The organism is Streptococcus sp. 27098_8_86 (assembly GCF_041432595.1).
GTDB classification, from domain to species: Bacteria; Bacillota; Bacilli; order Lactobacillales; family Streptococcaceae; genus Streptococcus; species Streptococcus pneumoniae_F.
In genome coordinates this window covers 1-25506 of the sequence record NZ_JAPVZW010000002.1, presented here as the reverse complement: position 1 = coordinate 25506, position 25506 = coordinate 1, and the positions used below count along the sequence as shown (strand labels likewise).

The 25506-nt window shown below is 40.3% G+C and carries 28 protein-coding genes, 1 tRNA gene and 3 pseudogenes; 8 read left to right on the top strand and 24 right to left on the bottom strand.

All coding sequences use genetic code 11. From position 1 onward, the window contains the following. Positions 1–221: 221 nt before the first annotated feature. The 6 genes and pseudogenes from O3616_RS01945 to parE all read right to left on the bottom strand — a co-directional run bounded on the left by O3616_RS01945 (position 222) and on the right by parE (position 6437). Positions 222–1070, bottom strand: a complete 849-nt coding sequence (locus O3616_RS01945) for an aminoglycoside 6-adenylyltransferase (protein ID WP_125385979.1) — start codon at positions 1068–1070, stop codon at positions 222–224. Further along, positions 1060–1572: a hypothetical protein gene (locus O3616_RS01940; protein WP_094753734.1), complete on the bottom strand. Its 513-nt coding sequence runs from the start codon at positions 1570–1572 to the stop codon at positions 1060–1062. Before O3616_RS01940 ends, O3616_RS01945 begins: the two co-directional genes overlap by 11 nt. A gap of 82 nt (positions 1573–1654) precedes the next feature. After that, a pseudogene (gene fic / locus O3616_RS01935) lies at positions 1655–2254 on the bottom strand (protein adenylyltransferase Fic). A 92-nt stretch (positions 2255–2346) separates the two neighbouring features. Further along, positions 2347–3081, bottom strand: a pseudogene (locus tag O3616_RS01930) (DUF6261 family protein). A gap of 272 nt (positions 3082–3353) precedes the next feature. Beyond that, entirely contained in the window at positions 3354–4475 is a 1122-nt protein-coding gene (locus O3616_RS01925; RefSeq protein WP_371637936.1) for a hypothetical protein, read from the bottom strand. Between the two features lie 12 nt (positions 4476–4487). After that, positions 4488–6437 (bottom strand): DNA topoisomerase IV subunit B, encoded by a 1950-nt coding sequence (parE, locus tag O3616_RS01920; RefSeq protein WP_371637935.1) that lies wholly within the window; start codon positions 6435–6437, stop codon positions 4488–4490. A gap of 135 nt (positions 6438–6572) precedes the next feature. Here parE and plsY point away from each other — a divergent pair, with 135 nt between their 5' ends. Next, the gene (gene plsY / locus O3616_RS01915; RefSeq protein WP_125851908.1) at positions 6573–7214 is read left to right on the top strand and encodes a glycerol-3-phosphate 1-O-acyltransferase PlsY; all 642 of its coding nucleotides are present in this window, start codon (positions 6573–6575) and stop codon (positions 7212–7214) included. A gap of 38 nt (positions 7215–7252) precedes the next feature. Here plsY and O3616_RS01910 read toward each other — a convergent pair whose 3' ends face one another. From O3616_RS01910 to O3616_RS01875, 8 genes are all read right to left on the bottom strand, one after another. Next, positions 7253–8209: an ABC transporter permease gene (locus tag O3616_RS01910; protein WP_371637934.1), complete on the bottom strand. Its 957-nt coding sequence runs from the start codon at positions 8207–8209 to the stop codon at positions 7253–7255. A 2-nt stretch (positions 8210–8211) separates the two neighbouring features. Further along, complete coding sequence (locus O3616_RS01905) at positions 8212–9270, bottom strand: ABC transporter permease (RefSeq protein WP_033683459.1); 1059 nt, start codon at positions 9268–9270, stop codon at positions 8212–8214. Further along, positions 9263–10798, bottom strand: coding sequence for an ABC transporter ATP-binding protein (locus O3616_RS01900; protein ID WP_004261507.1), 1536 nt, complete (start codon positions 10796–10798; stop codon positions 9263–9265). Before O3616_RS01900 ends, O3616_RS01905 begins: the two co-directional genes overlap by 8 nt. A gap of 143 nt (positions 10799–10941) precedes the next feature. Beyond that, a complete protein-coding gene (locus O3616_RS01895) occupies positions 10942–11994 on the bottom strand; it encodes a BMP family protein (protein WP_001036135.1) in 1053 nt (350 codons plus the stop codon). An 89-nt stretch (positions 11995–12083) separates the two neighbouring features. Beyond that, positions 12084–12473, bottom strand: a complete 390-nt coding sequence (locus tag O3616_RS01890) for a cytidine deaminase (RefSeq protein ID WP_173214233.1) — start codon at positions 12471–12473, stop codon at positions 12084–12086. Further along, a complete protein-coding gene (deoC, locus tag O3616_RS01885; protein ID WP_371637933.1) occupies positions 12460–13122 on the bottom strand; it encodes a deoxyribose-phosphate aldolase in 663 nt (220 codons plus the stop codon). Before deoC ends, O3616_RS01890 begins: the two co-directional genes overlap by 14 nt. 19 nt (positions 13123–13141) lie before the next feature. Beyond that, positions 13142–14419, bottom strand: a complete 1278-nt coding sequence (locus O3616_RS01880; protein ID WP_371637932.1) for a pyrimidine-nucleoside phosphorylase — start codon at positions 14417–14419, stop codon at positions 13142–13144. After that, positions 14416–15006, bottom strand: a complete 591-nt coding sequence (locus O3616_RS01875; RefSeq protein WP_371637931.1) for a class I SAM-dependent methyltransferase — start codon at positions 15004–15006, stop codon at positions 14416–14418. Before O3616_RS01875 ends, O3616_RS01880 begins: the two co-directional genes overlap by 4 nt. A gap of 172 nt (positions 15007–15178) precedes the next feature. Here O3616_RS01875 and coaA point away from each other — a divergent pair, with 172 nt between their 5' ends. From coaA to O3616_RS01860, 3 genes are all read left to right on the top strand, one after another. Next, a complete protein-coding gene (gene coaA, locus O3616_RS01870; RefSeq protein ID WP_314847691.1) occupies positions 15179–16099 on the top strand; it encodes a type I pantothenate kinase in 921 nt (306 codons plus the stop codon). Positions 16100–16166: 67 nt separating this feature from the next. Continuing rightward, positions 16167–16403, top strand: coding sequence for a 30S ribosomal protein S20 (gene rpsT / locus O3616_RS01865; protein WP_001274000.1), 237 nt, complete (start codon positions 16167–16169; stop codon positions 16401–16403). A 52-nt stretch (positions 16404–16455) separates the two neighbouring features. Then, positions 16456–16989 carry a DNA topology modulation protein gene (locus tag O3616_RS01860; protein ID WP_371637929.1) on the top strand — a complete coding sequence of 178 codons (534 nt, stop codon included), beginning with the start codon at positions 16456–16458 and terminating at the stop codon, positions 16987–16989. Between the two features lie 381 nt (positions 16990–17370). Here O3616_RS01860 and O3616_RS01855 read toward each other — a convergent pair whose 3' ends face one another. After that, positions 17371–17748 (bottom strand): DUF1934 domain-containing protein, encoded by a 378-nt coding sequence (locus tag O3616_RS01855; RefSeq protein ID WP_371637928.1) that lies wholly within the window; start codon positions 17746–17748, stop codon positions 17371–17373. A gap of 71 nt (positions 17749–17819) precedes the next feature. Here O3616_RS01855 and O3616_RS01850 point away from each other — a divergent pair, with 71 nt between their 5' ends. Both O3616_RS01850 and yidA read left to right on the top strand, forming a co-directional pair. Further along, positions 17820–19127 (top strand): HD domain-containing protein, encoded by a 1308-nt coding sequence (locus O3616_RS01850; protein WP_371637927.1) that lies wholly within the window; start codon positions 17820–17822, stop codon positions 19125–19127. Positions 19128–19136: 9 nt separating this feature from the next. Further along, entirely contained in the window at positions 19137–19943 is an 807-nt protein-coding gene (yidA, locus tag O3616_RS01845) for a sugar-phosphatase (protein ID WP_371637926.1), read from the top strand. A 78-nt stretch (positions 19944–20021) separates the two neighbouring features. Here yidA and O3616_RS01840 read toward each other — a convergent pair whose 3' ends face one another. From O3616_RS01840 to O3616_RS01805, 8 genes are all read right to left on the bottom strand, one after another. Next, positions 20022–20282 (bottom strand): hypothetical protein, encoded by a 261-nt coding sequence (locus O3616_RS01840; protein WP_235228659.1) that lies wholly within the window; start codon positions 20280–20282, stop codon positions 20022–20024. A gap of 61 nt (positions 20283–20343) precedes the next feature. Then, complete coding sequence (locus O3616_RS01835) at positions 20344–21216, bottom strand: hypothetical protein (protein ID WP_371637925.1); 873 nt, start codon at positions 21214–21216, stop codon at positions 20344–20346. A 153-nt stretch (positions 21217–21369) separates the two neighbouring features. Next, positions 21370–21441: transfer RNA gene (locus tag O3616_RS01830), tRNA-Arg, on the bottom strand. Positions 21442–21483: 42 nt separating this feature from the next. Continuing rightward, positions 21484–21831, bottom strand: coding sequence for a 50S ribosomal protein L19 (rplS, locus tag O3616_RS01825; RefSeq protein WP_001068669.1), 348 nt, complete (start codon positions 21829–21831; stop codon positions 21484–21486). A gap of 118 nt (positions 21832–21949) precedes the next feature. Beyond that, complete coding sequence (gene crcB / locus O3616_RS01820) at positions 21950–22279, bottom strand: fluoride efflux transporter CrcB (RefSeq protein ID WP_049487680.1); 330 nt, start codon at positions 22277–22279, stop codon at positions 21950–21952. Then, positions 22273–22647 (bottom strand): fluoride efflux transporter CrcB, encoded by a 375-nt coding sequence (crcB, locus tag O3616_RS01815; RefSeq protein WP_371637924.1) that lies wholly within the window; start codon positions 22645–22647, stop codon positions 22273–22275. Before crcB (O3616_RS01815) ends, crcB (O3616_RS01820) begins: the two co-directional genes overlap by 7 nt. Next, positions 22644–22910 carry a chorismate mutase gene (locus O3616_RS01810; RefSeq protein WP_000362435.1) on the bottom strand — a complete coding sequence of 89 codons (267 nt, stop codon included), beginning with the start codon at positions 22908–22910 and terminating at the stop codon, positions 22644–22646. Before O3616_RS01810 ends, crcB (O3616_RS01815) begins: the two co-directional genes overlap by 4 nt. A 115-nt stretch (positions 22911–23025) precedes the next feature. Continuing rightward, positions 23026–23469 (bottom strand): flavodoxin, encoded by a 444-nt coding sequence (locus O3616_RS01805; RefSeq protein ID WP_371637922.1) that lies wholly within the window; start codon positions 23467–23469, stop codon positions 23026–23028. Between the two features lie 103 nt (positions 23470–23572). On the opposite strand from O3616_RS01805, the gene O3616_RS01800 reads away from it, so the two are divergent. Together O3616_RS01800 and O3616_RS01795 are read left to right on the top strand one after the other, a co-directional pair. Then, entirely contained in the window at positions 23573–24508 is a 936-nt protein-coding gene (locus O3616_RS01800) for a bifunctional oligoribonuclease/PAP phosphatase NrnA (protein WP_371637921.1), read from the top strand. Between the two features lie 95 nt (positions 24509–24603). Then, on the top strand, positions 24604–24846 hold the full coding sequence (locus O3616_RS01795; RefSeq protein ID WP_000710764.1) for a type B 50S ribosomal protein L31: 243 nt from the start codon (positions 24604–24606) through the stop codon (positions 24844–24846). Positions 24847–24950: 104 nt separating this feature from the next. Here O3616_RS01795 and O3616_RS01790 read toward each other — a convergent pair. Further along, a pseudogene (locus O3616_RS01790) lies at positions 24951–25172 on the bottom strand (tyrosine-type recombinase/integrase); the annotation flags it as partial. Positions 25173–25506: the final 334 nt, after the last annotated feature.

The following is a 25506-nucleotide window of genomic DNA, read 5'->3' as shown; positions in this document are numbered from 1 at the left end:
TTAGAAAGAAATAGAATCTTAAAACATCATCAAAAAGCTCTGTGCGATCTATTGAAATAAGCCAAATATTACACAAGGTTATAACAATCGGGAAAAATAATCCATACACCCTTTTATTTAACTTATTTCTTTTAAGAGCTAGAAATATAGAAGACACCAATACTAAAATTTGGACTCCTGGGAATCCCATGAAAAATAAAGCAAATACATAATCTAGCATACTAGCTCAACCTTTCCTCAGCATACTCAATCATCTTCTCAGCTACTTTCTTATAATAGTCAAAGCCCATCTTTTGAGCAAGGATTTGAGCTTCTCTGTGGAAAAGGTCCATCGTAGCAAACAATGAATGAGTAAGTTTCTCTACACTTGAAAAATCCAGCAGATTTGAGAATTCCTTCTCTTTCTCAGCAGACATATAGTTAAAGAGACACTTGTAGTTCTTGCCAACATCGACCGTTCCCTTATCTGCTGCCACTTGCCAAGCTAAAAGCTTGAGCAATTCTTGTTGGCAGATTCCATAGAGATGGTCCGTCGCATAGATGACTTGATGGCGACAGATTCCTTTAACCACGTAAGCTGACACCCACCAAAATTCATTGCAGGCTTTTTTAAAATCCGTCTCACTAGCTGGATGTATCCAGAAACGCTGAGGACTGGGAGAATAGGATTCAAACAAGCCCTTATCATCTACTAAAACTGTGAAGCAAGCCTCGCTATCCACCCACTCGTTGATGTCTTCTTTAGGACAGAGGGTTAGATCAATGCGATTACCATCTTCAAAAAGCATGAGATAAAGACGGCGATGTCCCAGAGTAACCTCTTGCTCAATGATACGTTTGCCAAACCGGTCCAACCAAGAAAGGTCTCTCGTCAGATTATCTAAATCGTCCACGACATAAACAACATCATAATCTTGAAACTCATCTTTTAGTGCTTTTGTATCAGTTCGTGAACCAGACATGGCGACAGCTTCTACTTGTATATTTTCGGGCACCTGTAAAATCAATCTCAGCATTTGCTCTTGATTTCTGTATTTTCTGCACCTATCTTTAATTAAGTTATTTTTCATAACTGTCTAGCTCCTCTTGTTTCTGAAGGATTCGTATTCTTTTCTTCTCAAGTTCTCCTACTATCAATTGGAAAGTCGAACCAATTCCTAAAACGATTAAAATAAAATAAAGTAAAGTAATATCGTTTCTACGATATGTTTTAAAAATTCTCCATAACACAAATAGATTCACTAACGAAAGGAGGAAAAGTAAACTGGCATTGAAGCGAAGTATTATAGCGAACTTACTCTTAAAATACCTATAATGTTTTCCAATCCTATAGAGGGTATATAGTGAGAAAACAATCATCAAAGGGGTGAAAGCAAGTGCATAAAATAAGATAAACCCTATTCCTGAGTATGGTTTACTTTCCATGGGTAGATCTAATAGACAGATACCAATAGCGAGGATGTTCAATATAAATAAGGATACTGTGCGAGCACACTCTTTTCTACCTTTACTGGTCATTAAGTCATATATAATTCCAAAAATAGCCAAGAGAACGAGGAAAAAAGGTATCATTAATAACGTAATCAATCCTGCACCTCCAATAGTTTTAGCGATTGTTTCCCTAAAAAAGATAATCATCACCTTTACTTGAACTTTATAACTCCCCTGTCTGGTAAAGGCTGTACCCTTCGTAATAATATGAAGCATCACACCCTTAAAGAAACGGGCCTGAGTGAGGTCATCCGTCAGATTATCGAGGAGGAGATACTTGAGTTCTCCAGTCTACACTCCACTATGCTTCATGGCATTCAGGTATTCATCCTTATCAATGGCGTTCCAATCTACCACTTTCTCAGCTTCTGACGAAGCATACAATCTAGCCAAATCCGCATGGCACGTCCATTCCCCTCACGGAAAGGATGGCAATATTCATATCCGCGTACTTATCAATCACTTGATCAAAATTGTCATGAAGAAGTTTGTCAGTATACTGTAAGGATTGCTCTAAAAAAATACGGGGAGCAAATTGAAAGTTATCCTTTGCACTATTGACATCACGGACCTTTCCAGCGAAATCATAGATGACCGAAAAGAGATAATGGTGAATAGCGGACAGCCCTGAAAAAGTGCCAACTTCCATCTTGAACAAAGCTCCTGTCTGAAAAAGCAGGGCAGCTTGTTTTTTTGTCAGTTTTTCTTCTGCATCTGCCAACTGGGCTGAGTTTGTAATGCCTAGTTTATTTTCCCATACCATGTTTGTTCCCATTTCTATTCTTTTAGAACTTCAAAACTTCGCCTTATGTTACAAAAGCTCGTCTATCTTTGAGGGACTTCTTCAGAAGAAAGCTACTTTTCCTCAGCTACTGCTTCTTGCTTGCTTTTCTTTGGTGTTAATTTTTTATAGCGACTACGGATAGCGTTGAGATGGTTACGGAGAACAGCATACTGCGTCTTATCTGGATAAACATAGGCGTTGATTGCAGCAAAATCCACAAGGAAATCATAGATTTCTTGCAGTTTCGCACGGACTTCCTTATTTTGAATAGGTGCCTTTCCTTTTTGCTCAGCCAGGCGCTCCTTATAGGCTTTTTCAAACTGAGCCTACGCCTTTGTTAAGGTTTCTACATGAGTTTTCAAATGCAGGGTTGAAAGGGCAGTTTGGTAGTCAGTATCTTTTAGCAAATGGTTAATAGCTTCTGTCTCTTTTTCGTAGCTCATACTCATTAGCCCAGCATAATTTTTGAAAAGTTTGCTGAGTTTGTCGTAAGCTTCCTTGCTACTTGCCTCTTTGACACGAGAGAAGGCCTTGACCAAACCAGTCAAGGTAGAAAGCGCATCATCACGCTCACGATCAGACGCTTCCATGCTAGCTACCGTTTGACTAGCCTTGGAACGGTGCAAACCAGTCAAGGTCTCAAGAAGTTTTTCCATATCCCCAAGCTTCGCTGCGTAAACTTACTCAGACTTATTGGCTTTTGTAAAAGCCCCTAACTCGTCCTTGCTCTCAGATAGAAGTTGGAAAAATTCGTTGTTTTCTAAAGCTTTTGTATCTAAACTGCTAATTCCATAAATTTTTTTCATCTGGATAATCTCCTAATTTTTTTATTTTAATGTACTTTTTACTTCGTCCGATTTTCGGAAAATATTTCTTACGTCAAAATTTCAAATGCCAAAAAAGAAAGTTCACCTTTTCCCCAAAAAACACATATCTGATTTTCTGTTAATTGGAATTTCCCCCAAAAATTTCTGGTTGAAAATTGGATAGTCTTAATTTATCCTAAACAAGGTTTCTAGAAAATTAGGTAAAATGGAAGTCTAATTTTACAATACTTTTCTTAATGGAAATATATTTATTAATAGTCTGGATACAGAGGATCGAATACACTAATAACTTTATCAGAGAGATAACGACTTAACGCATGGAAGTTATTGTCATCTGGTAAAGATCTTTCAAAACTAAATTCCTTCTCCATTGTAAGATCATCGACATTCCATTTAACTCCTAATAGTACTAACAGTCTTTGCTTATCTTCCTCAGAAAATTTATTTCCACTGTTTAACAATAGTCTAAGTCTACTAAATTCCTTATCAAGATATTTAAAAGTGTGGTCATAAATATTTTCATCGCCATTAATTACCATCTCATTTTCAGGAAAATAAGATATATTTTTTGTGTAGTTTTTTAAATCTTCATATCTATCATCTGAAAGGGGTTCTCTTCCAAAGGGGGTAGTTAAAAATTTTTCAGTAATTGTCTTAGATGGATTATCTTTATAAGAATATTCAATGTTAGTAAATATCGCCAAGAAGGGATAAACTCTCAATTCGAATGCAATATCATCCGAACCTGGTTTCCCGTATATTTTTTGTCTCAAATCCCTAGCACCTAGTTTACCAAAAAAGTTTTTCGGCAAAACTGACGTCTCAATTTCATCAATTGTTTTACCTGTACTTGTTTGACTTATAACATTTTCATAAGAAGTAGGTAAAAGAATAAGTGTTGACCTTCTACTTCCATCTTTAAAAATATAATATAACTTTGCTGGAACATACATGAAATAAGACGGCTGTGGAGGGATGGATAGTGGCTTTTGTGATTCATTATATAGAGTGTAGCTTGGATTGTCCTGCCATAAATTTTGGACGATATTAAAATTTGTAGTGTCTAAATATCTATTTCTTTCTAAGTTTTTTTTATTATTTTCCTGAGTTTGACGATTATTCTCTTGATTTTTCAAATTATTATCAATAGTTTGATAACTCATAAAGACTGTAATTACAAGCGAAACCAGTGAAATAAAAATTGATATGTTTTTTTTATACCACGGTTTATTCTGTTCTTCTTGCCTGATTAGAAATGGTTGTGGCAATTGAGGTAATTCAATTTTTGTATTTCCGACATTACTGCTATCGTTTTTTAAATCTTCTTTCACCTTTCTTGAAACATTAGTTTTTTGACTCTTTTTATTAGACATCCATTTTCCCTCCTAAAACACCATCTCCCCACTCTCCTCAAGCGTAAACTTGACATTATCCTCAATCCACTTACGGCGTGGTTCGACCTTATCTCCCATGAGAACATTAACGCGGCGTTCGGCGCGTGCTAAATCTTCAATCGTAACACGGATGAGGGTACGAGTTTCTGGATTCATGGTTGTTTCCCAGAGTTGGTCTGCATTCATCTCACCAAGACCTTTATATCGTTGGAGGGTAGCACCTTTACCAAACTGCTTGCGGAGTTCTTCTAGTTCTCCATCCGTCCAAGCGTAGGCCACTTCTTCTTTCTTGCCTTTACCTTTTGACATCTTGTAAAGAGGTGGAAGGGCAATATAGACATGTCCTGCCTCAACTAGGGGACGCATGTAGCGGTAGAAAAAGGTTAAAAGAAGAGTTTGGATATGAGCACCGTCAGTATCCGCATCGGTCATAATAATAATCTTATCATAGTTGGCATCTTCAATAGAGAAGTCTGCCCCAACACCTGCACCGATAGTATAAATCATGGTATTGATTTCTTCATTTTTGAGAATATCCGCCATCTTGGCCTTGGCTGTATTGATAACCTTACCACGAAGGGGCAAGATTGCCTGGAACTTGCGGTCACGACCTTGTTTGGCAGAACCTCCGGCAGAGTCCCCCTCGACTAGATAGAGTTCATTCTTAGCTGGATTCTTAGACTGGGCTGGCGTTAATTTGCCAGAAAGTAAGCCCTTGTCTTTTTTGTTTTTCTTCCCATTTCGGCTCTCATCACGCGCCTTACGTGCCGCTTCACGAGCATCACGGGCCTTAATAGCCTTGCGGATGAGATTAGAAGCCAATTCCCCATTTTCCATGAGGAAGAAGGTCAACTTATCAGCCACAATTCCATCCACAACTGGACGAGCTAGAGGACTGCCAAGTTTATCCTTGGTCTGGCCTTCAAACTGGAGGTGTTCTTCCGGAACCAAGATAGAAAGAACGGCCGCTAACCCCTCACGATAGTCTGAGCCTTCAAGGTTTTTATCTTTTTCCTTGAGAAGACCTGTCTTACGCGCATAGTCATTCATGACCTTAGTGATAGCAGACTTAAGTCCAGTCTCATGTGTTCCACCGTCCTTGGTGCGAACGTTATTGACAAAGGACAGAATGTTATCTGAAAATCCGTCATTGTACTGGAGAGCTACTTCCACTTGGAAACCATTGTCTTCCCCTTCAAAGTAAAGGACTGGCGTCAAGGTTTCCTTGTCTTCGTTCAGATAAGAAACAAAGTCTTGTACCCCATTCTCATAGTGAAACTCAACAGCTTCATCTGTTCGCTTGTCCGTCAAAGACAAGGTCACATTTTTCAAGAGAAAGGCTGACTCATTGAGACGTTCTGAAATGGTATTGTACTTGAAGTCTGTCGTAGAAAAAATCGTCGCATCAGGCATAAAGGTAACCTTGGTACCTGTTTTAGATTTGGGTGCTGTAGCAATTTTCTTCAGAGTCGTTACAGGTTTTCCGCCATTTTCAAATCGTTGCTTGTAAACTGCACCATCACGAGTAATTTCAACTTCCAACCAGCTTGATAGGGCGTTTACAACGGAAGACCCTACCCCGTGAAGTCCACCCGATGTCTTGTAGCCTCCTTGACCAAATTTTCCTCCTGCATGAAGAATGGTAAAGATTACTTCAACCGTTGGAATCCCCATAGCGTGCATCCCCGTCGGCATCCCACGTCCGTGGTCTTGCACAGTCAAACTTCCATCTTTATTGATGGTCACATCAATACGATCACCAAATCCAGACAAGGCTTCATCGACTGCATTATCGACGATTTCCCAGACTAGGTGGTGGAGACCCGCACCATCGGTTGATCCGATATACATCCCTGGACGTTTTCGGACCGCATCCAACCCTTCTAGCACCTGAATGGCATCATCATTATAATTGTTAATATTGATTTCCTTTTTTGACACAAGGAACCTCCTATTTGTTCATCTTTACTATTCTACAAGTTTTCCAAGGATTTTGCAAAATTTTTCTTTCTCCGCTGTAACAATTTCAGAAGAGATTCTCTGCCTTTCTTCTCCATTTCATGATATAATAGGATTATGGTTACAATAGTTTTATTAATCCTAGCTTATCTGCTGGGTTCGATTCCGTCTGGTCTCTGGATTGGACAAGTATTCTTTCAAATCAATCTGCGCGAGCATGGTTCTGGAAATACTGGAACAACCAATACTTTCCGAATTTTAGGTAAGAAAGCTGGTATAACGACCTTTGTGATTGACTTTTTCAAAGGAACCCTAGCAACGCTTCTTCCAATTATTTTTCATCTGCAAGGCGTTTCGCCTCTCATCTTTGGACTTTTGGCTGTTATTGGCCATACCTTCCCTATCTTTGCAGGATTTAAGGGAGGCAAGGCTGTCGCAACTAGTGCTGGAGTGGTTTTCGGATTTGCACCTGTCTTCTGTCTCTATCTAGCAGTTGTTTTCTTTGGAACCCTCTATCTTGGTAGTATGATTTCACTGTCTAGTGTAACAGCATCTATCGCGGCTGTCATTGGAGTTCTACTCTTTCCACTTTTGGGTTTTATCCTGAGTCACTATGACCCTCTCTTCATCGCTATTATCCTAGCACTTGCTAGCTTGATTATCATTCGACATAAGGATAATATCACGCGTATAAAAAATAAAACTGAAAATTTGGTCCCTTGGGGATTGAACCTAACCCATCAACATCCTAAAAAATAAAACGTCAGTACAGTATGTACTGACGTTTTTTTGTATGCTTATTTTGATTTGATGTAGTTAATACCATCTGCCTTTGGTGCAACTGCTTTTCCAAAGAAGGCTGCCAAGACAAGAATGGTCAAAATATAAGGTGCGATTTGAAGATAAACTGTTGGCACACCTTGTAGGAACGGCAATTGAGATCCGATAACAGCCAAACTTTGTGAAAGTCCAAAGAAAAGACTAGAAAGCATGGCCCCGATTGGATTCCATTTCCCAAAGATCATCGCGGCAAGGGCGATAAATCCAGGTCCAACAATAGTTGTCACTGAGAAGTTAACTGAGATGGATTGAGCATAAATCGCTCCGCCAATTCCACCTAGGAAACCTGAAATGATAACTCCTAAGTATCTCATCTTGTAGACGTTGATTCCCAAGGTATCCGCTGCTTGTGGGTGTTCACCGACAGAGCGGAGGCGAAGACCAAATCGAGTCTTGAAGAGTATAAACCAAGCAAGGAAGGAGAAGGCAATCGCTAGATAACCAAGTAGACTAGTTGACTTGAAGAAGATATCACCAATCACTGGGATATTCGCCAAGACTGGGAAATCAAAGCGTCCAAAAGTCTGACTTAGGTTGTCAGTTTGTCCTTTGTTATAAAGAACTTTCACTAAAAAAACAGCCAAGGCAGGCGCCATCAAGTTCAATACCGTACCGCTGACAACATGGTCTGCACGGAAATGAACCGTTGCTGCTGCGTGGATGATAGAGAAGAGACCACCAACCAATCCTGCAACTAGCAAAGATAGCCATGGAGTTGCTGCTCCAAATTGTTCTGCAAATTCAAGGTTAAAGACAACTCCAGAAAAGGCACCCATAACCATAATTCCTTCAAGGCCGACGTTTACCACACCACCACGTTCAGAGAAAACACCACCGATACTTGTAAAGATGAGGGGTGCTGAGTAAATCAGCATAGAAGACACCAAGAGGGTGAGCAAGGTTGTAATAGACATCTTTACTTACCTCCTTTAACTTGTTTTTTCGGTTTGACAAAGCGTTCGATAAGGTAATGAACACTGACAAAGAAGATAATAGACGCTGTTACAATGCTGACAAGCTCAGACGGTACCTGCGCCGCATTCATACCAGGGGCTCCAACTTGGAGAACACCAAATAAGAAGGCTGCAAATAGAATACCAATTGGTGAGTTGGCTGCAAGCAGACTAACCGCCATCCCGTTAAATCCGACAGCTAATGACGCTCCTTGAACATAGACGTTCTGGAAGGTTCCCAGACCTTCAACAGCTCCACCAAGACCTGCCAAGGCCCCTGAAATAATCATTGAGAGGATAATCGTTCTTTTTGCAGAAATACCAGCATATTCTGAAGCATGTGGATTAAGACCAACCGCACGGATTTCAAAACCAAGAGTTGTTTTCTTGAGCATGAACCAAATGACTGCAACGGCAATGAGAGCAAAGAAAATACCAATATTCATCCGCGAATTACCAGTCAACTCAGCCAACCAAGGTGTCTGATAGGTTGCATTAGCCCCAACACGAATGGTCGAATCTGTACTTTGCATGAAGTCTTTAGGAAAAGCATGGATAAAGGCATTTCCTACATACAAGACAATGTAGTTCATCATAATAGTTACAATAACCTCTGACGTCCCTAGATAGGCTCTTAGAATACCTGGAATCGCTCCGACAATCCCACCAGCAATCAAGGCAATCACAATAGTTGCCAGAATCATCAAGGGACGGGGCATATCTGGATGCGACAGGGCAAACCAACCACTGAGAATCCAACCTGCCAAAGCCTGACCAGGAAGCCCGACGTTAAAGAAACCTGCACGACTGGCAACAGCAAAACCAAGACCAATCAAGACCAAAGGCCCCATAGCACGGAAAATCTCACCAATCCCGCGTAGACTACCGAAGGCTGTATAGAACAATTCTTCGTAACCCCAAATAGCATCATAACCGAAGATCCACATGACAATGGCTCCGAGTAAAATTCCTAGAAAGACAGAAATCAAGGGAACCGAAATTTGTTGTAATTTTTTAGACATCACTCTTCTCCTTTCCCAAGTTTCCACCAGCCATCAAGACACCAAGTTCTTGTTTATTGGTTGTTTCTGGTGATACAATACCTTGAATCTTACCATCATGGATAACGGCAATACGGTCTGAGACGTTTAAAATCTCATCCAATTCAAAGCTGACAACAAGGACAGCCTTGCCATTATCACGCTCTTCAATCAAGCGCTTGTGGATATATTCAATGGCACCGACATCCAACCCACGAGTTGGTTGGCTGACGATAAGGAGATCAGGATCACGATCAATTTCACGAGCAATAATTGCTTTTTGTTGATTTCCTCCTGAGAGTGCCGCTGCAGGAACAAATTCACTTGCAGCACGAACATCAAACTCTTCCATTAGCTTTTTAGCATAAGAAGTAATATTTGAATAATTCAAAATTCCATTTTTACTATGTGGTTCTTTATAGTAGGTTTGAAGGGCAATATTTTCAGAAATCATCATTTCCAAAATCAAACCATCACGGTGACGGTCTTCTGGAACGTGCCCAACACTCAACTCTGTAATCTGACGTGGGTGCAAGCCTACAATTGAATCTCCTTTTAGCTCAATGCTACCAGATTCAACCTTGCGAAGACCTGTAATGGCTTGAATCAGTTCAGACTGACCATTCCCATCAATCCCCGCAATACCAACAATCTCTCCAGCACGAACATCCAAGGACAGATTTTTAACAGCTGGAACACCGCGGTTTTCATTGACCACCAAGTCTTTAATAGACAAGACCACTTCTTTTGGTTGAGAGGCTTGCTTCTCTGTTTTAAAGGAAACAGAACGTCCTACCATCATTTCCGCCAAATCAGCATTGGTAGCCCCTGCAATTTCGACGGTTTCAATTGATTTCCCACGACGGATAACTGTAACGCGGTCAGAAACTGCACGAATCTCATCCAACTTGTGGGTAATCAATATAATTGATTTTCCTTCTTTGACAAGATTTTTCAAAATAGCCATCAACTCATCAATTTCTGATGGAGTCAAAACAGCTGTTGGTTCGTCAAAGATAAGGATATCAGCCCCCCGATAAAGGGTTTTTAAAATTTCTACACGTTGTTGGGCTCCAACTGAGATGTCTGCTACCTTGGCAGAAGGGTCAACAGCTAAGCCATAACGTTCAGAAAGAGCCTTGATTTCTTTGCTAGCTCCAGCAATATCTAGCACACCATTTTTAGTCAATTCACTACCTAAAATGATGTTTTCAGCCACTGTGAAGGCTTCTACCAACATAAAGTGCTGGTGAACCATTCCGATTCCCAAGCTAGCTGCTTTAGACGGTGAATCGAGGTTAACAACTTGACCGTTGACCACAATTTCACCACTGGTTGGTTCAAGAAGCCCTGCTAACATGTTCATGAGCGTGGACTTACCAGCCCCATTTTCTCCTAAAAGTGCATGAATTTCACCTTTTCGTAGGTGCAGGTTGATTTTGTCGTTGGCAACAAATTCACCAAACACCTTGGTAATATCACGCATCTCAATGACATTTTCGTGTGCCATGTGCTCTTCCTTTCAGAGTCTTATTTTATTTCAATAAAACTTGCTAGTTTATCTAGTAGCAAGCTTTACTGAGACAAAATGACTTTGTCTCAACTCTTAAAAAAGCGGCCCTTGGCCGCTTCCTAAGAAATGACTTCCATCCATTATTTTTCAGGAACTTTTACGCTTCCATCAAGGATTTTAGCTTTTGCATCTTCGACAGCTTTTTTACCTTCTTCTGAAAGGTTTGTTACTGCCAAGTCAACCCCTTTATCTTTCAATGAGTAAACGATCACTTGACCGCCAGGGAATTCACCTTTTTCTGCCTTGTTAGCAATATCTTTTACAGTTGTACCAACTTGTTTCAAAGTAGATACAAGAACAAAGTTTGATTCTTTACCATCTTTAGAAGTGTATTTACCTTCTGCCTCTTGGTCACGGTCAACACCGATAACCCAAACTTTTTCACTTTCAGGACGGCTCTCGTTGAGTGATTTTGCTTCTGCAAAGACACCAGCACCTGTTCCACCTGCTGCCTGGTAAACAACGTCTGCACCAGCTGCGTATTGTGCTGCTGCAATTGTTTTACCTTTAGCAGCATCACCAAATGAACCAGCATAGTCAACTTGAACTTTGATAGATGGATCTACTGACTCAACACCAGCTTTAAATCCAGCTGCAAAACGTGAGATAACTTCAGACTCAATACCACCTACAAAACCAACTTGTTTTGTTTTAGTTGTTTTAGCCGCTGCAACTCCCGCAAGGTAAGCAGCTTCGTTATCAGCAAATGTTACGCTAGCAACATTCTTTTGATCTTTAATCACATCATCAATCAAGACATAGTTCAAATCAGAGTGGTCTTTTGCTGCTTCTTCAACCGCATTGTGAAGGGCAAAACCAACACCGAAGATTAGGTTGTAACTTCCAGCCGCTTGTTGCAAGTTGTTAGCATAGTCAGCTTCACTTGTTGATTGGAAGTAAGTGAAACCTTTATCTTTTGAAAGATTGTGTTCTTTACCCCAGTCTTGCAAACCTTCCCAAGCTGATTGGTTGAATGATTTGTCATCAACACCACCAGTATCAGTGACGATTGCTGCTTTTGTCTTCACATCAGAAGATGAAGCTGCGTTACGAGAAGAGCGGTTACCACATGCAGCAAGTCCAACTGCTGCCACTGCAACTAGACCAAGGCCTAGCCATTGTTTCTTGTTCATTACTGAACCTCCTAAATAAGATGTGCAACGATGTTGCAAGTATGGATTGGTCGGCCACAAGGACCGTGCCACTCAGAGAGCGACTCAGACTAATTTAAGTCTGTAAAAGAGTATGGAAGTAATTCCCCGACCGTCATCTCGACCGTCGATTTATCTTTTGCGACTAAGGTCACTTTTAGATCTTGTTCAAAAAATTCAGCCATCACTTGGCGACAAGCACCACATGGTGAAATTGGTTTTTCAGTCTGACCATAGACAATCAATTCTGAAAATTCTCTTTGGCCTTCAGAAACTGCTTTAAAAATCGCTGTACGTTCTCCACAGTTAGTCAAAGAATAACTAGCATTCTCGATATTGACACCTGTATAAATACTACCATCTTTTGCGACCAGAACAGCACTGACAGGAAAGTGAGAATAGGGCACATAGGCTTTCTTGCTAGTTTCAATTGCTAGTTCAATCAACTCAGTAGTCGCCATCTGCCAATTCTCCTTTTAAAATGGCTACCCCAGCTGACGTTCCGATACGGGTCGCACCTGCTTCAACAAAGGCAAGAGCATCTGCATAAGAACGAGCTCCACCAGCAGCCTTAACTCCCATATCAGGTCCAACTGTTTCACGCATTAATCTAACATCTGCTACTGTAGCGCCACCAGTTGAAAAGCCAGTAGATGTTTTAACAAAATCAGCTCCCGCTTTTTGAGCTAATTGGCAGGCCAAAACTTTTTCTTGGTCTGTCAATAAGCAAGCTTCAATGATAACTTTAACCAACTTATCACCACTTGCTTCCACTACTGCGCGAATATCAGACTCAATCAAATCAAGATTACCTGTTTTGAGAGCTCCAACATTGATCACCATATCAATCTCATCTGCACCATTTTGGATAGCTTCTTTTGTTTCAAATGCTTTCACAGCTGAAGTTGTTGCTCCCAAGGGGAAACCTACTACTGTGCAGACCTTGACATCTGTGCCTTCAAGCCCTTTTTTAGCATGTTCAACCCAGGTCGGATTAACGCAAACACTGGCAAAATCATACTCTCTAGCTTCAGACAACAAACAATCAATTTGATTTTCTATCGCATCTTGTTTCAAAAGTGTATGATCGATATATTTATTTAATTTCATATTCGGATTCTCCTGCAGTTTATGAGATTATCTCTATGATTTCTCGTAAACTTTGCACGCTATCATTTATTTTAACATATTTTTGAAAATCTGTAACTAGCTGAGGAGAAATTTTTCCATTTGTATATACTTTTGCAACAATTTCTCCCTTTTGAACGGAATCTCCAACTTTCTTTTCAAAAACAATTCCTGTTTCATAGTCCAAGACATCAGACTTGACTGCACGGCCTGACCCCAGTCTCATAGCATAAAGCCCAAATTCCATAGCTGGAAGAGCTGAAATGACACCCGTTTCCTGGGCAGGGATTTCCACCACATGGGCTACATTTACAGGACGATAGAGGTCTTCCAAGTCTCCACCTTGGGCTTGGACCATTTCCTCAAACTTAGCCAGTGCCTTACCATTCTCAAGATGTTGACGAACTTCTTCAACTGTTTTATTTACATTTGCCAGACCAAGCATAATTTGAGCCAATTCACAGATGAAGTGGGTAATATCCTGACGGCCTTGTCCTTGTAAAATCTCCAATGCCTCAAGGATTTCAAGGCGATTTCCAATCGCTCGTCCCAAGGGCTGACTCATATCCGTAATGACTGCAACTGTTTTACGGCCTACTGTTTCCCCTAAATCCACCATGGTTTGAGCCAGTTCACGCGCCTCATCAACTGTCTTCATGAAGGCACCCTCACCGACAGTCACGTCTAGCAAAATAGCATCCGCACCTGCCGCGATTTTCTTGCTCATCACCGAACTCGCAATCAAAGGAATCGTGTCAACAGTTGCGGTCACATCACGAAGGGCATAGAGAAGCTTATCCGCTTTGACCAGCTGGTCTGATTGTCCAATGACAGATACACTAATGTCCTGTACCTGACGAATAAAATCCTCTTGAGTTCGTTCCACTTGATAGCCCTTAACGGACTCCAATTTATCAATTGTTCCGCCAGTATGGCCGAGACCACGACCACTCATTTTTGCCACAGGCACACCGAAGCTAGCAACAAGGGGAGCCAAAATCAAGGTCACCTTGTCACCAACACCACCCGTAGAATGCTTGTCAACCTTAACCCCATCAATAGCTGATAAATCAAACTCTTGCCCTGTCTTGACCATCTTCATAGTTAGGTCAGAGATTTCTCGAGTCGTCATTCCTTTGAAATAAACAGCCATAGCAAAGGCAGACATCTGATAATCAGGGACAGTTCCTGACACATAGCCTTCTACCAGCCATTCAATTTCACTCGAAGTCAATTCTTGACCGTCTCGTTTCTTTTGAATTAAATCAACTGCTCTCATTCGTTCACACTTCTAAGGATATAGTATCCCTTATCTTTTTTGACGATTTCACAATTGCCAAACACCTCTTCCATCTTGGACTTGGCACTTGGGGCCCCTTGTTTTTTCTGGATAACGATTGTTAAATCTCCACCAGTTTCCAAGAAATCTTTACTTTTCTCAATGATTTCATGAACCACTTGCTTGCCCGCACGGATAGGAGGATTGGAAATGACATGGTCAAATTTCCCTTTAACTTGTTCATAGATGTTGGACTGGAAAATCGTCGCTTCTACTTTATTTCGTTCAGCATTTTGTCGTGCCAAATCCAGGGCACGATTATTAATATCGACCATGGTCGCCTGAACTCCATAAGCCTTAGCTAAAGACAAGCCCAAAGGTCCGTAACCACAGCCTACATCCAGGACAGTTTCTCCTTGGTTGACCTCAAGACACTTGAGCAAGAGTTGACTTCCAAAGTCAATCATTTTCTTGCTAAAAACACCCGCATCCGTCAAAAAGGTCATTTTTTCTCCCAACAAATCCACTCTCAACTCATGAATGTCGTGAGCAGCGTCAGGATTCTCTGCATAATACATTTTACTCATGAAACTATTTTACCATAATTTGACGAAATATTAAATCGTTTCCAAGTAATTTGACAATACGATGTAGTTTGTCATTATTGTTTTAATCGAGAGAAACTTTTTCTATAAGATACTAGATGTTTTTAGTCCCAAAATATGCTATACTAAGATATCGAATCAGAAAGACAAACTTATGACCAACGAATTTTTACATTTTGAAAAAATCAGTCGCCAGACTTGGCAATCTTTACATCGGAAGACAACACCTCCTTTGACAGAAGAGGAATTAGAATCCATCAAGAGTTTTAATGACCAGATTAGTTTACAGGATGTTACCGATGTCTATCTTCCCCTAGCCCATCTCATCCAAATTTACAAACGTACCAAGGATGATTTGGCCTTTTCAAAAGGAATTTTCCTTCAACGCGAAAGCAAATCCCAGCCTTTTATCATTGGGGTTTCTGGGAGTGTTGCCGTTGGAAAATCCACAACCAGTCGCCTACTTCAAATCCTACTGTCCCGTACACTTACAGATGCAACGGTTGAATTGGTAACAACTGACGGCTTTCTCTACCCCAACCAAACCTTGATTGAGCAAGGGATTCTAAATCGTAAGGGATTTCCGGAAAGCTATGATATGGAAGCTCTTCTCAACTTCTTGGACCGCATCAAAAATGGACAAGATGTAGATATTCCTGTCTATTCTCATGAAGTCTACGATATCGTACCTGAGGAAAAGCAAAGCGTTAAAGCTGCTGATTTTGTCATTGTTGAGGGAATAAATGTCTTTCAAAATCCACAAAACGAGCGTCTCTACATTACTGACTTCTTTGACTTTTCCATCTACGTCGATGCTTCAGTCGATGACATCGAGAGTTGGTATCTCGACCGTTTCTTAAAAATGCTGAGCCTAGCCCAAAACGACCCCGATAGCTACTACTATCGTTTTACTCAAATGCCGATTGGGGAAGTGGAGTCCTTTGCCCATCAGGTCTGGACCAGTATCAATCTCACAAATCTACAAAATTATATTGAACCAACCAGAAATCGAGCAGAAGTGATTCTACATAAAACAAAGAACCATGAAATCGATGAAATTTACTTAAAAAAATAATTTTCCCTTGTCAAAACGTAAGTTTTCAGATATAATGGTATAGTTAGTAAATATGGAGGTAAGAACATTGGCAAACATTAAATCAGCTATCAAACGCGCTGAATTGAACGTTAAACAAAACGAAAAAAACTCAGCTCAAAAATCAGCTATGCGTACTGCTATCAAAGCTTTCGAAGCAAACCCATCTGAAGAACTTTTCCGTGCTGCTAGCTCAGCTATCGATAAAGCAGAAACTAAAGGTTTGATTCACAAAAACAAAGCAAGCCGCGACAAAGCTCGTCTTTCAGCTAAACTTGCTAAATAAGAAACAGTCCATAGAGGCTGTTTTTTTGTCCTCAAATAGGAAAAGGTAGAAAATGAAAATCGCAATTATCGGATATTCTGGTGCTGGTAAGTCAACTCTAGCCGAAAAGTTGTCTCACTGCTACTCCATCCCAAAACTGCACATGGACACACTCCAATTTCAACCTGGTTGGCAAGACAGCGACCGTGAATGGATGCTAACCGAGATGAGTAACTTTCTCACCAAGCATGAAGCTTGGGTTATCGATGGTAATTATTCTTGGTGCTATTACAAAGAAAGAATGAAAGAAGCTGACCAAATCATCTTTCTCAATTTTTCGCCATTGACCTGTCTCTTTCGAGCCTTTAAACGATACCTCAAATACCGAGGTAAGGTCAGAGAAAGTATGGCAGCTGGTTGTCAAGAACAATTTAATTGGGAGTTTATCAGATGGATTCTCTGGGATGGGCGGAGCAAATCCGCTAAAGAACGCTACAAGTGGATTCAAGAAACCTATCCAGATAAAGTTGTTATCCTTAGGTCTCAAAAAGAGATAGATTACTTTATAAAGACTCACGAAAACAAGAAGAAAAACCAACATGGATAATGTTAGTACTATTTGGAAGACAAATCCCCTTTTTGGGGCTATTTCCCCAAAATATTTTCTTCATTATTTACCAATCTATCCTATCTAAAACTCTGAATTTTATAGAAATGAAAAGGGACATTCACTGTCCCTTTTATCAATTTTTAGATTTTGAATATACAATAATCACAATCGCTAGGCCTCAAATCCTATTTACTCATTTGGAACAAGTATTAGGGAAGACGGGTATTATATTTCGCTTTAATAAATAATAGGTAATGGAATGAGTGTTATAACCTTAATCTGAAAAAATAAAGGTTTCAGCTACTAGAAATGTGCAAGAAAAGCTTGATTTCATAAACTTAATCAGCTTCGTTTCTATAACCTCGTCCCCAGCCATACCTAGCCCCAAGTAATTTCCAATTGATAGCTGGCAAAGGGATATCCCTCTTGGTTTTGTAGTTGATAGTCTAAATGAATCTTTTGCCCATCAACTTCATAACGACTGGTTTGGATAATAAACTCCTGCATGCCCATGGGTGTAGGAATATAGGCTAAACTATCACTATCCTTTAAAAAGCGCATAATGGTCTTGGGATTAGAAAATCGGCTCATCACCAACTCTTGACCATGAAATTTAATAACTACTTTTTCCTTTTCTTCATTATAGAAAAGCAGGTAGCTATAGTCCCCCTTTTCATGCACTTCCACGTCATAGAGCTGGTCAATCACTTCCAACTGCTGATCAAACTGAATCGTATTTCGCATCCGAATCTTCACATCAGGTCCTCTTTCTTGTCTCTTGTCCTACTATTTTACCAAAAAGAGAAGGATTTTGCTATAATGGTCATATGAACGAAAAAGTATTCCGTGACCCAGTTCACAACTACATCCATGTCAATAATCAAATCATCTATGACTTGATTAATACAAAAGAATTTCAGCGTTTGCGTCGTATCAAACAACTGGGAACTTCCAGTTATACCTTCCACGGTGGAGAACACAGTCGCTTCTCCCATTGTCTTGGAGTCTATGAGATTGCTCGTCGCATCACAGAGATTTTTGAAGAAAAATACCCTGACGAATGGAATCCTGCCGAGTCTCTCTTGACCATGACTGCTGCCCTCCTACATGACCTAGGACACGGTGCCTACTCCCACACCTTTGAAAATCTCTTTGATACAGACCATGAGGCGATTACTCAAGAGATTATCCAAAGTCCTGAAACGGAGATTCACCAAGTCTTGCTACAAGTAGCGCCAGACTTTCCAGAAAAGGTAGCCAGTGTTATTGATCATACCTATCCTAACAAGCAGGTTGTGCAACTCATTTCCAGCCAAATCGATGCGGACCGCATGGACTATCTCTTGCGCGACTCCTATTTTACAGGAGCATCCTATGGAGAATTTGACCTGACTCGGATCTTACGTGTCATTCGTCCTATCGAAAATGGAATCGCATTTCAGCGCAATGGCATGCATGCCATTGAAGACTACGTCCTCAGTCGCTACCAGATGTACATGCAGGTTTATTTCCACCCTGCAACACGTGCCATGGAAGTTCTCCTTCAGAATCTTCTCAAGCGCGCCAAGGAACTCTATCCAAAAGACAAAGATTTCTTTGCACGAACTTCCCCACACCTCCTGCCATTCTTTGAAAAAAATGTGACCTTATCTGATTATCTGGCTCTGGATGATGGAGTGATGAATACTTACTTCCAGCTTTGGATGACCAGTCCTGACAAGATTCTTGCAGACTTGTCGCAACGCTTTGTCAACCGCAAGGTCTTTAAATCCATTACCTTTTCACAAGAGGATCAAGACCAACTCGCTAGCATGAGAAAATTGGTTGAGGACATTGGCTTTGATCCCGACTACTATACTGCCATTCATAAGAACTTTGACCTCCCTTATGATATCTATCGTCCCGAATCTGAAAATCCACGGACACAGATTGAGATTTTACAAAAAAATGGAGAACTGGCTGAACTCTCTAGCCTGTCTCCTATCGTCCAATCCCTTGCTGGCAGTCGCCACGGAGATAATCGTTTCTACTTTCCAAAAGAAATGTTGGACCAAAACAGCATCTTCGCAAGCATTACCCAGCAATTTTTACACTTGATTGAGAACGATCATTTTACCCCAAATAAGAACGAATAGAGGAAATATATGAGTATTAAACTAATCGCCGTCGATATCGATGGTACCCTAGTCAACAGTCAAAAGGAGATTACTCCTGAAGTCTTTTCTGCCATCCAAGACGCCAAACAAGCCGGTGTCAAAGTCGTCATTGCAACGGGTCGTCCCATTGCAGGTGTTGCCAAACTTCTGGACGACTTGCAGTTAAGAGACGAGGGAGACTATGTTGTAACCTTCAACGGTGCCCTTGTCCAAGAAACTGCTACTGGCCATGAGATTATCAGCGAATCCTTGACCTATGAGGATTATCTGGATATGGAATTCCTCAGTCGTAAGCTCGGTGTTCACATGCACGCTATTACTAAGGACGGTATCTACACAGCCAATCGCAATATCGGAAAATACACGGTGCACGAATCAACCCTCGTCAGCATGCCTATCTTCTACCGTACACCTGAAGAAATGGCTGGCAAGGAAATTATCAAATGTATGTTCATCGATGAACCAGAGATTCTGGATGCTGCAATTGAAAAGATACCAGCCGAATTTTACGAGCGCTACTCTATCAACAAATCCGCTCCTTTCTACCTCGAACTCCTTAAAAAGAATGTGGACAAAGGTTCAGCCATCACTCACCTAGCTGAAAAACTCGGATTGACCAAAGATGAAACCATGGCTATCGGTGACGAAGAAAATGACCGTCCCATGCTGGAAGTCGTTGGAAACCCTGTTGTCATGGAAAATGGAAATCCAGAAATCAAAAAAATCGCCAAATACATTACCAAAACAAATGACGAATCCGGCGTTGCCCATGCCATTCGTACTTGGGTCTTGTAACAGGATCAGAATATAAAAAAAATAGCCCAGAAGTTAGAGATAAACGTCTCACTCCTGGGCTATTTTTTAGAATACAGATTACTCTTCATCATCAAACATCAGCGCATCCAGTTCTTCTCTTTCAGCTTCAATCACTTTTTTCTCTTCCCAAAGTGGCACGAGTAAGAAATGGTTGAACGGCACAACTGTAGCCATAGCTGTCGCTCCTAATGGGATAAATCTATTGGAATTTATAATCAGTACGATGTTTAGGATAGAAAATAATAGGAATAGAAGGATTACTAATGCTAGGCGAATTTTATATTCTTTTCTTAATTGCAAGTATTCTTCTTGTGTCATCTAATCTAAACCCTCTTTCTATTAAATTCTGAATAGTTGAAGAGCCTTATCATAGTAACTCCTACTGTAAATCTTTGATAAACTCCACAACTTGATGATTCTCAATCTTCACATAATAGCAACCGCTATTATTGACAAGTTTATCCCCTTCATATCTATCAATCTTTACAGCATAAAGACCACTAGGTAAGGGTTGATTGTTAAAAAACTCTTTCATTTGCGATTCAAGGTCTTTAAGATAAGCATCATATAACTGATCCTTCTTGTCTTCTGGAATGTAATATCGAAATTGAAATTCTGGTATAAAGATACCTTTTTGGAAAAGATAGTGAGCATCCATAGGATACATCCCTTGTAATGCTTGTCCTTTTCTTTGATTTTCCTCTAAAATTTCATCATAAAGATACATATTGCCAGATTTACTATTAAATTGAAAATCAATCCCATCGTACTTCAAAGCAGTCATTTTTGGATCTGTTATTGAACTATCCAATTTTTTTAAAAATTCGCTAGTACCTGGACTAATCTCAATCCCTAGATAGGCTAATTCTGGAAAAGCGCGATAAATTTGTTCATTTTGTTTGTAAGCAACTTCTGCATCCGTCTTTTTATACTTTTCGTTTTCCGAAGGACGAGTATAGTATTCAAAACGACTCTTAGCCTGATAAGTTTTACCAGCTATAGTTTCACTATAAGTACCATGGATAACAAATCCTCCCACGCTCGTATAGTTTTTTTCATATTTTTCTAACTTAAACTGTCCTGTAAGACCGTAGTTCTCATAAGAACGATGTACAGCTTGCTCAAGTTCATTCCGACTTTCATGGGCAAATAACCCCCACATATCCATCATAGCAATAATAGGACTAAGGATTATAAGCATTGCAATGGGAATAACTACGGATAAGCAACCTATTAATAAGCCTTTTTTCATCTCTTTCTCCTAAACATTCTATGCCTATTATAACATAAAAAGAGAGCGCTCTCTTTGCTCTATCTATATTTTCTTGCTTTCTTATGAGATAAAAAAGTAAGAAAAAAACACTGAATCTTCAGTGTTCTTTATGCTTCTTTACGCTTCCCAAAATGCCCCCTGCCGGAATCGAACCTGCAACTACTCCTTAGGAGGGAGTTGTTATATCCATTGAACTAAGGGAGCTAGATAAAAACTCTGCTAAATAAGCAGAGTTTTTTAGTCGAATTAACGACGGATTTCTTTGATACGAGCTGCTTTACCTTGAAGAGCACGCAAGTAGTACAATTTCGCACGACGTACTTTACCGTAACGAACAACTTCGATCTTTTCAACACGTGGAGTGTGGATTGGGAAGATACGCTCAACACCTACACCGTTAGAGATTTTACGAACTGTGTAGTTTTCTGAGATGCCAGCACCTTTACGTGCAATAACAACACCTTCAAAAATCTGGATACGTTCACGGTTACCTTCGACAACTTTCGCGTGTACACGAACAGTGTCACCAGGACGGAATGATGGGATATCTGTACGAAGTTGACCTTCAGTCAAGCTCTGGATTAATGGATTCATTTTATTCTCCTATCTTTGTCAATCTTGAGGAACCTTCCTCAGCGGATAAACTGTATTTTTGTGCGTCCATTACACACAAGATACAGTTTACCAAATTTCCACAAAAAAGTAAAGAAATTTATAGCAGAATTCCTAAAAAAATCGCAACTAAACCACCTAGGTAGGTCAAAGTCAGGTACGAATAAAAGACTTTCTTATCGCTTAGCAACCTTTGAAGTTCGTCATTCAAGGTCGAAAAAGTTGTCAAACCACCACAAAATCCTGTTGCTAGAATAGCATAGACTTCCTTAGACTCCACATGATTGTAGAATAATCCAATCAAAAAACAACCTAGAAGATTGGCTATGAGCGTTCCGAGTGGCAATTTAGATGCTTGATTATAGCGGGAAAAGAAATAGCGCACTAAAGCTCCGAAACCACAAGCAATTGCAAGATAGACGATTACCATTTTTTCCTCCCTAGACAGTAAGCCAAGAGCAGACCTCCACCAATACTCAAAAGCAAATACAGGACTAAACTAAGATAACGCCCTGTATCAAGCAGTTTCACAGCATCAAGTATGAGACTAGAAAAGGTTGTCAAACCACCACAAAAACCTGTACCCAGTGCTAAAATAACACCTTTACTTGTACCCTTATTGACTAAATAGCCCTTAACAAGATACACCAAGCAGAAAATACCTAGATAGTTAACAAGAAGGGTTCCCCAAGGAAAGTCAGGACTGGCTGGTAACCAAGTGGAAACTAGGTAGCGGACAAGTCCACCCAACATAGCAGCTAGAAAAATCCCTAGCGGATAAAATTGTTCTTTTTTCATTTGATGTTTTGATCCTGATAATCACGTGAACGTTTGAGTATGTCCGAAAAAGTCGCGACGATAGTCTCCTGATAGCGCTTGTCCTCTACACGACTTCTAACCTTTTCAAAAATAACTGCTTCTCTCTTAGTATCCAAAATCGGTTTTCCTGAGGCTTTCTTATAAGCGACAACCCCTTCAACTAAATGCATTCTTTCTTCTAACAGTTTAACAATTTGGTCGTCTATTTGATCAATTTCTTGACGAATAATATCTAAATCCATACAGTCTCCTCCTTTATTTGAATTATTGTATCAAAAAGCCACCAAATAGGCTAGTAAAATCCCAAGTCACGATAAGAAAAATGCACTGATTGATTGCATCAGTGCACGTTTATGCTTATCCTACTTTAACAGCCAATTCTTCTGCGAATTGTTCCAAGCGTTCAATGTCTTCTTCTTCGGCAGAAAGATCAACTTTGACACACTCTGAACCTTTTTCTGCCCCTGTTGAAACAAAAACACGGTCAAAGTCATCGACAGCCTTACAGAACTCATCGTAGAAGGTATCTCCTGAGCCGACCACTCCATAGATTTTGCCATTCAAGTTGAGATCTGCTAGGTCTTCGTAGAAGTCCATCATCTCATCTGGCAATTCTCCATCACCATAAGTATAGGTCGCAACGATAGCGATGTCTGCTTCCAAGAAGTCTGAAGCGTCAACAGTTGTACATTCATCAACATCGACATCCAAGCCCAAGTCACGTAATTTGTCTGCTACAATATCTGCAATTTCTTCGGTATTACCGGTCATACTGGCAAATACAATTTTTGCTAATGCCATATCGTCCTCCTCAATTTATCTTTCTCCATTATATCACATCTTTTTCATTTTAAAAATAAAAATTCTTGTGCTACAATGAAATGAGAAAGAATTGAGGTTATTTATGGAAATTTGCCATCAAATTTTAGAAAAAATCAAAGAATACGACACGATTATCATTCATCGTCATATGAAACCAGACCCTGATGCCTTGGGAAGTCAGGTGGGATTGAAAGCTCTTCTCAAACATCATTTCCCAGAAAAAACCATCAAAACCGTTGGTTTTGATGAACCAACTCTTACTTGGATGGCTGAAATGGATCTTGTTGAAGATAGTGCCTACCAGGGAGCACTTGTCATCGTCTGTGATACGGCGAACACTGCTCGTATCGATGATAAACGCTATCGTCAAGGTGATTTTCTCATTAAGATTGACCACCATCCAAATGATGATGTATACGGTGACCTATCTTGGGTAGATACTAGTTCAAGTAGCGCTAGCGAGATGATTACCCTATTTGCCCAAACAAGCCAACTAGCCTTGTCAGATCGCGCTGCTGAGTTGCTCTTTGCAGGAATTATTGGTGATACAGGCCGCTTCCTTTATCCTTCTACGACTGCACGGACTCTTCGCCTGGCTGCTTATTTGAGAGAACATAACTTTGACTTTGCGTCTCTCACTCGCAAAATGGACACTATGAGCTACAAAATTGCTAAACTACAGGGCTACATCTACGACCATCTGGAAGTGGATGAAAATGGTGCAGCGCGCGTTATCCTGAGTCAAGAAGTCTTGAAACAATTCAATGTTACCGATGCTGAAACTGCCGCTATTGTTGGAGCACCTGGTCGTATTGACAGCGTCAGTCTCTGGGGAATTTTTGTAGAACAGGCTGATGGCCACTACCGTGTTCGCTTACGCAGTAAAATCCATCCTATCAATGAAATTGCCAAGGAACATGATGGAGGAGGCCACCCTCTAGCAAGCGGTGCTAATTCCTATAGCCTAGAGGAAAACGAAATCATATACCAAAAGTTAAAAAACTTGCTTAAAAACTGATAAAATACTTGCTAAACTTTTCAGAATCTGATAGACTAGTATGGTAACAATCTATGGCTCGCAAAGAGACCATGGCAGAAAGGAAATATTGCAAAATGAAAAAAGATATCCATCCAGAGTATCGCCCAGTTGTCTTCATGGACACAACTACTGGTTACCAATTCCTTAGCGGTTCAACAAAACGCTCTAACGAAACAGTTGAGTTCGAAGGCGAAACTTACCCATTGATCCGTGTGGAAATTTCATCAGACTCACACCCATTCTACACTGGACGTCAAAAGTTCACTCAAGCAGATGGACGCGTGGATCGTTTCAACAAAAAATACGGTCTCAAATAATCAACCGCATTTATTGCTTAAAAACGTTGATACAAAGCCTTTTCCAAGAAATTGGATTTGGCTTTTTTTATTTTTAGTACCGTTTTTGGTACCGTCTTGGAAAACTAACCTTTTGCACTATCCAGGTAATCTACAAATTTTGTGATAGCTTTCTTCTCCCCTACTACTGTAGAATGGCTATAAGTATCCAAGGTCAACTGACTACTTGCATGCCCAAACCTTTTGGCTGCGTTAACAGGATCTACACACGTTTCAATCATCAAGATAGCATGAGTATGTCTGAAGCCATGAGGAGTTATATTCTTCAAGTCATTTTTCCTGATAATGGGCTATTGATAGTGCGGCAGCTGACAACCAACTGTCCTGTTAGGTACTGCATAGCGAGGTTTTCAATCATCATTTTTTCAATTTTTCGTCCAGAGAAAATCTCTTGTGAGTAGGCAATTAGAAGGCGTGGAAGTGACAATCTTCAAAGGTAGTCACTACTTTTTCAATAGTAAAGACGAGATGGTCTTGTGGCAAGAAAGAACGGATTTCTAGTGGTAAAGTTGTTTGATTTGTGTTATAGTGAATATGCATGGGATAGTCTTTCTAAATGGTTTATTGGGCAATTCTATTTTACCAAGACTATCGCAACCATGTAAAAAAGCAACGACAAAT